This window comes from Streptosporangium sp. NPDC005286 (genome assembly GCF_040607515.1).
Classification (GTDB): Bacteria; Actinomycetota; Actinomycetes; order Streptosporangiales; family Streptosporangiaceae; genus Streptosporangium.
Window position 1 is genome coordinate 98,227 of sequence record NZ_JBEXGU010000010.1, and the last position, 8,245, is coordinate 106,471.

The 8,245-nt window shown below is 71.6% G+C and carries 7 protein-coding genes and 1 pseudogene; 5 read left to right on the forward strand and 3 right to left on the reverse strand.

Annotated elements, in window-relative coordinates:
• Positions 1-47 precede the first annotated feature (47 nt).
• Both ABZU75_RS06435 and ABZU75_RS06440 read left to right on the forward strand, forming a co-directional pair.
• Positions 48-734 (forward strand): hypothetical protein, encoded by a 687-nt coding sequence (locus tag ABZU75_RS06435; protein WP_355550131.1) that lies wholly within the window; start codon positions 48-50, stop codon positions 732-734.
• Positions 731-2,137: an O-antigen ligase family protein gene (locus ABZU75_RS06440; RefSeq protein WP_355550133.1), complete on the forward strand. Its 1,407-nt coding sequence runs from the start codon at positions 731-733 to the stop codon at positions 2,135-2,137. Before ABZU75_RS06435 ends, ABZU75_RS06440 begins: the two co-directional genes overlap by 4 nt.
• On the opposite strand, the gene rfbC is transcribed toward ABZU75_RS06440, so the two are convergent.
• Positions 2,076-2,624: a dTDP-4-dehydrorhamnose 3,5-epimerase gene (gene rfbC, locus ABZU75_RS06445; RefSeq protein WP_355550135.1), complete on the reverse strand. Its 549-nt coding sequence runs from the start codon at positions 2,622-2,624 to the stop codon at positions 2,076-2,078. The genes ABZU75_RS06440 and rfbC overlap by 62 nt on opposite strands.
• Before the next feature lie 240 nt (positions 2,625-2,864).
• Between rfbC and ABZU75_RS06450 the strand changes: the two genes are divergently transcribed.
• From ABZU75_RS06450 to ABZU75_RS06460, 3 genes are read left to right on the forward strand one after another with little or no spacing between them, the layout of a single operon-like run.
• Positions 2,865-3,602: a WecB/TagA/CpsF family glycosyltransferase gene (locus tag ABZU75_RS06450; RefSeq protein WP_355550137.1), complete on the forward strand. Its 738-nt coding sequence runs from the start codon at positions 2,865-2,867 to the stop codon at positions 3,600-3,602.
• Positions 3,599-5,875 carry a glycosyltransferase gene (locus ABZU75_RS06455; RefSeq protein WP_355550139.1) on the forward strand — a complete coding sequence of 759 codons (2,277 nt, stop codon included), beginning with the start codon at positions 3,599-3,601 and terminating at the stop codon, positions 5,873-5,875. The genes ABZU75_RS06450 and ABZU75_RS06455 overlap by 4 nt, the downstream gene beginning before the upstream one ends.
• A 37-nt stretch (positions 5,876-5,912) precedes the next feature.
• Complete coding sequence (locus tag ABZU75_RS06460; protein ID WP_355550141.1) at positions 5,913-7,334, forward strand: hypothetical protein; 1,422 nt, start codon at positions 5,913-5,915, stop codon at positions 7,332-7,334.
• Between the two features lie 180 nt (positions 7,335-7,514).
• On the opposite strand, the gene ABZU75_RS06465 is transcribed toward ABZU75_RS06460, so the two are convergent.
• Both ABZU75_RS06465 and ABZU75_RS06470 read right to left on the reverse strand, forming a co-directional pair.
• Positions 7,515-7,970, reverse strand: coding sequence for a pyridoxamine 5'-phosphate oxidase family protein (locus ABZU75_RS06465; RefSeq protein WP_355550143.1), 456 nt, complete (start codon positions 7,968-7,970; stop codon positions 7,515-7,517).
• Positions 7,971-8,068: 98 nt separating this feature from the next.
• Positions 8,069-8,245: pseudogene (locus tag ABZU75_RS06470) on the reverse strand (AraC family transcriptional regulator); the annotation flags it as partial.

Here is an 8,245-nt window from a genome sequence, read left to right on the forward strand (position 1 = left end):
CCGGCCAGGAAGGGAAAGGCGTGGACTTCTGGGGGACAGTGCTCATCGTGTTGAGGCGCTGGTACGTCGCCCTGCCGGCGTTCCTGCTCTCCATAGGTGCCGCGGCGGGCGTCTACTCGTCGATTCCGACGCTCTACGTCTCGAACGCGGTGCTCGTGCTGACCATCCCGCCCACCGGCGGAAGCCTGCCGAGCGATCCCGGTCGCCCCAACGGGCTGACCAACCCCCTGCTGAACTTCGACTGGGGCCTGAGCATGTCCGCCTCGATCCTCGTCCAGGTGATCAGCGCGCCGGAGACCGTGGAGTCGCTCGGTGTGCGGCCCGAGGGCGACACCACCTTCACGGTCACCAACGGCAGCACCAACCCGGAGTCGCTGGACGGCGGGCCCTTCGTGTACATCGAGGGCACGAGCAGGTCGCCGTCCGGGGCCCGGGACATCGTGACGCGGGTCAGGGACCGGGCGAGGATCGAGCTGGCCGTTCGCCAGCGGCAGTTGAACGCGCCCCCGGCGACCTACATCACGATGAACGAGATGGTGCCGCCGACGGAGCCGCAGCCCCAGCGCACCGGGAAGACCCGGGGGGCCGCCGCGGCCCTGCTGCTCGGGGTGCTCGCCGGCCTCGCCGCGGTGTTCTCCCTGGAGAGCTTCCTCGACGCCCGGAGGCGGAGGGGCCGGGTGCCCCCGGCGCCGCCGTCCGGGCTGCCCGCCGAGCCCTCCCTGCTGCGACGTTGAGAGCCTCCGTGGTCCCCGCCTCCCTTGACCGCCCCGGTCTGCGCAGCGCCGACGGGGCGACCCTGGCCGCCGCGTTCGTCGTGGTCCTGATGCTGGTTCCGGCGCGGCTGGTCTTCCGCGGCGTGCCCTTCTCGCTCACACCGGCCGACGCGGTCGGCCTGTTCGCCGCGCTCTGGTGGTTCTGCGCGCACCTCACCACCACGCTCGGCGCGGCCAAGGGCCCCAACCCCGTGCGCACCGCGCTGTTCGGGTACGCGGTCGCGATGCTGGTCACCTACGGGTACGCCGGTGCCGGGTACCTGCCGCCCGACGAGCTCAACATGGCCGACCACGGCATCGTGCTCGTGGTGGCGACGGTGGGCATCGGGCTTGGGGCGTGCGACGGCATCCGGGGCCGGGAGCGGCTCGACTTCGTCCTGAAGTGTCTCGTGGTCTGTGGCGCGGCCGTCGGGGTGATCGCGGCGCTCCAGTTCGTGCTCGAATTCGACCTGACCAAATATCTGGCCCTTCCCGGCTTCCGATTCACCGCGGAGCTGCCCGCGATCCTCGAACGGAACACCCTGCGCCGGGTCGCGGGTACCACGGGGCACCCCATCGAGCTCGGGGTCGTCTGCGCGATGATCACTCCCGTCGCGCTGCACTACGCGTTCGGCGCCCGCGATCGGGGCGAGCCCTCCCTGCGCTGGTGGATCTGCTCCGCGCTGATCGGTGCCGGGCTGATGTTCTCCGTGTCGCGGTCGGCGGTCCTCGGGATAGCCGTCGTCGGCGCGGTGCTCCTCGCGGGCTGGCCCGCACGCAGGCGGCTGTGGGCGGCTGTGGGCGGCGCCGGATTCCTGGTGGCGATGAAGGTGGCCGTGCCCGGCCTGCTCAGCGTGTTCCTCGGATTGTTCACCAGCCTGTCCAGCGATTCGAGCATCCAGTACCGGACCCACGACTACGCGGTGGCGGCCACCGAGATCGGGAACCACCCCTGGGTCGGCAGGGGACTGGGCACCTGGTACGCGCCGAAGCACCTGATCTTCGACAACCAGTACATCCTGTCGCTGGTGGAGACCGGGATCATCGGCCTGGTCACCTTTTCCGGGATCTTCCTGACCGGTCTCTGGGCGGCGCTGCGCGTCCGCCGCCTCAGCTCCGACCCCGCCGTGCGGGACCTGGGACTTGCCCTGGCCGCCTGCCTGGTCGTCCCCCTGGTCGGGGCGGCCACGTTCGACCTGCGCTCGTTCGCGACCGTGACCGGCCTGTCGTTCCTGATCATCGGAGCCGCGGGCTCGCTGCTGCGCGGCACCCGGCTGCCCGAGAAGCCCGTCGAGAAGCCCGTCGAGAAGCCCGGTGAGGAGGTCAGCCGACCAGCCGCGCGCGCAGGTCCGCCCAGGAACCCGCGGCCAGATCGCGCTCGCTGATCGCGGTGACCGGCATCGGCCACTGGATGCCGAGATCGGGGTCGTCATAGCGGACCGAGAGGTCCTCGGCGGGGTCGTGCTCCCGGTCGATCCGGTAGCAGACGTCCGCCTGATCGGTCAGTGCCTGATAACCGTGCAACAAGCCAGGAGGAACGTAGAGGTGGACGAACATCTCATCGTCGAGCACCACCGACATCTGGCGGCCGAAGGTCGCCGAGCCCGGCCGGGCGTCGACGAGCACGTCGTGCACGGCGCCCCGGGCGCACCTGACGAGCTTGGCCTCCCCTCGTCCGCTCCGGCCGTGCAGCGCCCTGATCGTCCCCAGACGGGACCGCGACTGGCTGTCCTGGACGAACTCGGCGGGCCGCAGCCCGTGGGCGGCGGCGAGCGCGGCGTCGAAGGTACGGGTGAACAGCCCGCGGTCGTCCCTGCGCTGGGTCGGGATGAACAACAGGACACCGTCAAGCTCGCCTTGTTCGACTCTCATGTGCCCATCTTCCAGATTCCCCGATCTTCCGGCCATCCAGAAGAGGAAAACGGTGCCGATCGTAATGTGCCGGAGAGCGTACTCTCCGTGGGCGGGCCGTCAGGCTCCGTGGCACCCCCGGTGACACCCGGGGAGACCCGGGGCCAGAACGGTTCGGCCAAGCCCACGGGCGGTGGCAGGGCCGGGTTCACGCGTGTCAGGGTCGGGTTCACGCGTGTCAGGGTCGGCGCGGTCGAGGTCATGGCGATCAGTGAAACCGAGCTGCTCGACCACGTGGCGGCGGAATGGCGGCGGGGACGTGGCGGCGCGATCGTCACCGCGAACGTCGACATCGTCCGCGCCGCCACGCGCGATCCCGACCTGGCCGACCTGGTCGCCCGCTCCGAGATCGTGGTCGCCGACGGCATGCCGGTGGTCTGGGCCGCAGGGCTCGCCGGACCGGCTCTGCCCTGCCGGATCACCGGGGCCTCGCTCGTGCACTCCCTGGCCGGGCGCGCCGCGCGCGAGAACCGCTCGGTCTACCTGCTCGGCGGAGAGCCCGGCGTACCGGAGGCCGCGGCCCGAGTCCTCGCCGGACGCTGCCCCGGACTGCGCGTGGCGGGCACCTGCTCGCCGCCCTTCGGGTTCGACTCCTCGCCGGAGGGGGTGCGTGAGGTGGTCGCCGAGGTGGTCGCCGCCGCACCGGACCTCGTCCTCGCCGGACTGGGCTTCCCCAAGCAGGAGAGGATCATCGCAGCCCTCCGCACCGAGCTGCCCGACGCCTGGTACCTCGGCTGCGGAGCCGGGATCCCGATGGCGGCCGGGCGGTTTCGCCGCGCTCCGGGGCCGGTCCAGCGGGTGGGCGCCGAGTGGCTGTACCGGCTCGCCCTGGAACCGCGCCGGCTGGCCCGCCGCTACCTGCGGGACGACGTGCCGTTCGCGGTCGCCCTCCTCATCGGTGCCCTGCGCACCCGCCTGACATCGAGACACCGCGCATGACCGGCGCGACCATCCCTCCCTCCCGCACCGGAAACGGCTCCGACATGGCTGTCCCCGCCCGGCCCCGGCTCGCCGTAGTGATCGTCACGTATTCGAGTGGTCAGGTCGTCGAGGGGTGCCTGCGCTCACTCGACGCGGCGCTGGCCGGCGCCGGTCCGGCACGGGTCGTGGTGGTGGACAACGCCTCGGCGGACGACACCGTCGAGCGGGTACGCGAGGCCGCGCCGGAGGCCGAGGTGATCCAGACCGGGCGCAACGCCGGCTTCGCCGCCGGGGTGAACGCGGGCATCGCCGCCGCGGACGGCTGTGACGTGCTGGTGCTGAACCCGGACATCCGGCTCGCGCCCGGTTCGGTGCTCCTGCTCAGGCAGGCGCTCGCCGTGCCGGGGACCGGGATAGCGGCCCCCCACCTCACCGCCGAGACGGGAGAGCTCCACCTCTCCCTGCGCAGGCGGCCCACCGTGCTGAGGGCGCTGGGTGAGGCGCTGCTCGGCGGCCACCGGGCCGGGCGGTTCCACCCGCTCGGCGAGCTGGTCGTGGAGCCGTCCGCCTACGGCAGGCCGCACACCGTCGACTGGGTGACCGGTGCGGCCTGGATGGTCTCCCGAGCCTGCCTGGACGCCCTGGGCCCCCTCGACGAGCGCTACTTCCTCTATTCGGAGGAGACCGAGTACATGCTCAGGGCCGGGGAGGCGGGGTTCGCGGTCCGGTACGAACCCCGGGCCGTGGCCGTGCATCTCGGTGGCGAGCAGTCCACCTCAAGCCGGCTGTGGGCACTGTCGGCGGCCAACCGGGTCCGGATGCACCGCGAGCGGTACGGTCGCCCGCGCGGGCAGCTGATGCGGCTGGCCGTCGGGCTCAACGAGCTGGTCCGCGCGGTGGCCAGGGGCGGCGCGGGCGGGAGAAGGCATCGGGCCGCCCTGCGCCAGCTGGTCGCGATGCGCGAGTGGCCACCCAGGCCCGGCGAGGCGGCGGGCCTCCCGGCCCGGGAGGCGGCACCCTCGGCCCGTGAGGAGGCGGTTTTCACGGCCCGCGGGACGATCCCTCCGGCCCGGGAGGCGGCACCCCCGGCCCGCGAGGAGGTACCCGTCCAGAAGGCGGACTCCCCCGGCTACGTGTGCTTCTCCGCGCAGGACTGGTGGTACCACAACCGGGCGCACTCGGACTTCCAGCTCATGCGCTCGATCGCCGCCCACCGGAAGGTCCTCGTGGTCAACAGCATCGGGATGCGGATGCCGACACCGGGCAGGTCCACGCAGGTGCTGCGGCGCGTCGGGCGCAAGCTGCGCAGCGTCGCGATGCTCGTCAGGAGGCCGCTGCGCGAGCTGCCCGGCTTCTACGTGATGTCCCCGCTGCCGCTGCCCTTCTACGGATCGCCGCTGGCCCGGCGGGTGAACGCGCTGCTGGTCCGGGCACAGGTGCTGGCGGTCTCGCGGGCACTGGGGCTGCACCGGCCCGTGATCATGGTGACCATCCCCACGGCGTGGGACGTGGTGCGCCCGATGCGCAGGCAGGCGCTGGTGTTCAACCGTTCCGACCGGCACTCGTCGTTCCCCGAGTCCGACCGGCCGACCATCGAGGCGCTGGAACGCGGTCTGCTGGAGCGTTCCGACCACGTGCTCTACGTCAGCACCGCGCTGATGGACGAGGAGCGCCGGATGACCGGCGACCGCGCGTACTTCCTCGACCACGGTGTGGACACCGACCACTTCCGGCGGCGCCCGGAGAGCGAGCAGCCCGCCGACATTCGCGCGATTCCCGGGCCGAGGGTGGGTTTCTTCGGCGCGCTTGACGACTATCTGGTGGATTTCGACCTTCTCGAACGGATAGCCGGGGAACTGCCCGACGTGTCGCTGGTTCTGATCGGTGACGCGACGGTCCCGATGGAACGGCTCACCCGCCATCCGAATGTGCACTGGCTCGGATTCAGGCCGTACGAAACGATTCCCGGCTACGGATCGGGGTTCGATGTCGCGATCATGCCATGGCTGGACAACCCATGGATAAAGCATTCGAACCCCATCAAACTCAAGGAATACCTCGCGCTGGGCCTGCCGGTGGTCAGCACCGATTTCCAGGAACTCGTGAACTATGCCGATCGAGTGAGAATCGCCGCGAGCGGTGACCTTTTCCTGGACGCTGTCCGTGCGACATTGCGTGAGGGGGGCCCGCGGCCGGCCGACGACCTGCGGGGGTCCGTGCTCGGCGCGTCCTGGTCGTCGCGTGCGGCACAACTGATGGCGCTCGCCGAGCCGTCATCGGATCCGCGTTGAGGAGGACGAGGTCATGGGGGCTGGAAGGCGCGGACGGGTGAGGGGGCGTCGCCCCGGGCGGTCGCTGCCGGTGCTGGCCGGGGTGGGGGCCGCCTCGGTGACGATGGCGATGCTCGGGTTCTGCTCGGTCGACGCGCCCGCCGACCAGGCCGGACGCCCGCTCGCGGACACGTCGGCCGGCGCCCCGCCACCGGGCGACGTGCCGCAGGGGAGAGCGCCGGGGGGCTCCGCCCAGTCCGCCGGCCACGCGTGGTCGGCCCAGGGCCCTCCCGCGACGGCCGCGCGGGTGCCGTGGGAGGGCGGTCCCGCCTACTACGGGCGGTTCGCCGCGCCCGCCGCGGCGGGCTGGACGAGCCCGTCGTTCTTCCCGGTCGGCGTCTGGTTCGAGTCCGTGATCAGCCAGGCCGATGTGAACAGGGACCGGGCCGCGGGGATCAACACGTACGTGGAGCTGACCGAGACCAGCGACATGGCACTGGTGCGGAAGAACGGGATGTCGGCGCTGACGAACGTCCCCCTGCCCGGCTACGGCAGCGAGACGGTGGGCTGGCTGCTCGACGACGAGGTGGACATGTGGGCGAAGGCGGGGGACGCGCGGTGGACCGGCAACCACCCCGGCGAGGGCCCCCTGTGCGTCCCGGAGGAGCGGGGATGCGGTTTCACGGTGCTACGCGCCCAGCAGGACCGGCTCCCGAAGGGCGACGGAAGGCTCCACTACGCCAACTACGGCAAGGGCGTGATGATGTGGGAGAAGGACGCGGACGCCGCCGCGTTCGTCAACCGCTTCACCGACGCCGTCTCGACCGACGTCTACTGGTACACCAGCGCGAGCGTCTGTCTGGACGGGCAGAACTTCCTGGCACTGCCGGCCGCCAGGTGCCGCAGGGCCGCCAACTACGGCGCCGTCATCGACCGCCAGCGCGAGCTGGACGCGCTGGACGGCCGCCGCCAGCCGATCTACGGTTTCGTCGAGGTCGGCTGGCCGGCCGAGAACGACACCCGGGCGATCCAGCCGGACCAGGTGACGGGCGCGGTGATGAACTCGCTGATCCACGAGGCTCGGGGCATCATCTACTTCAACCACAACTTCGGCGGCCCCTGCCACTCCCAGCACGTGCTGCGCGAGGGGTGCGGGAAGGAGGTCAGGCCCGCGGTGGCCGAGATCAACCGGCGGATCAGGAAGCTGGCCCCCGTGCTGAACACCCAGTCGTACGCGCACCGCTTCGGCCCCGGCCTCGACACCATGCTGAAATACCACCGGGGCTCGTACTACGTCTTCGCGATGCCCGGCGGGAAGGCGGCGCCGGGCAGGCGCACGTTCACACTGCCGCGCGGGGTGCGGGCCGCGCGCGCCGAGGTCCTCTTCGAGAACCGGACGGTCCGCGTCGACGGCAAGGGCCGCTTCACCGACTCCTTCGCCGCCGAGCACTCCCACCACATCTACCGGATCACTCCCTGAGCCCCGTCACGGGCGCCGGGTTCGCGGAGGGTTCTCGCCGGGACTCCGCTGCGATCGGACGGCCGGCTCACCATCGAGTCCCTCGCTGAGGAAGCCGGCCTCAGGCGCAACAAGCCGGCGCACAAGCCACTCGGATGAACGCCCTCGTGAAGGCGCAGGACTCCCGGCCCGTTGCGGCGGTCAGCCGAGCCAGCGGCCGTCGCGCATGAGGTCGCGTCCCCGCAGTTCGTTCGCCTCACGCCAGGCCTGGATGCGCCGCGGCCGGATCAGGAAGTACTGGTAGGGCTCGTCGAGCTCGCGCGGGTCGAAACCGGTCCTGGCCGCGAACGCGTCACCCGTCTCGGGGGCGAGGTCGGCGAGGTCCACCGGCTCGGCGGTGCCCTCGACGACGACGACGTCGCGGGTCGGCCCGAGGCTGAGGCGCACCCGGCCGTCCGCCAGCAGGTTGCGGCCGGTGACCGAGGCGCGCGGCGTCGAGATGAGGAACGCGGTCCCGTCCCAGAGGTACGAGAGCGGGATGAGGTGGACGCCGTCCGGGGAACCCGACGTCGCGACCCAGAGATCGACGTCGCTCTCCAGTTTCGCGCGAGTGTCCCGCAGCCTCTCCTCAAGTCCACGCGGCGGCGCGCCCGTCATGCTTCCTCCAGTCACTTCGTGGAGAGCCCTTCTCAGGGGACGGGCTCCGTCGGTCATCGGCCGGTTCACCGGGGCCGCTTCGATGGATGCCATGGCCATCACGCTGGTTGCGGCTCTGCGACCGGCGCTTCTTGATTCCTGACCGGTCTGGTCACCTGTTTCGCCACGCACGGCGGCATCCCCGCCGTCGCGCGCGCCGCGTGGTGCCGGTAGGTGCTGGGCGGCATGCCGACCAGTTCGGTGAAGCGGGTGCTGAAGGTGCCCAGCGACGAGCA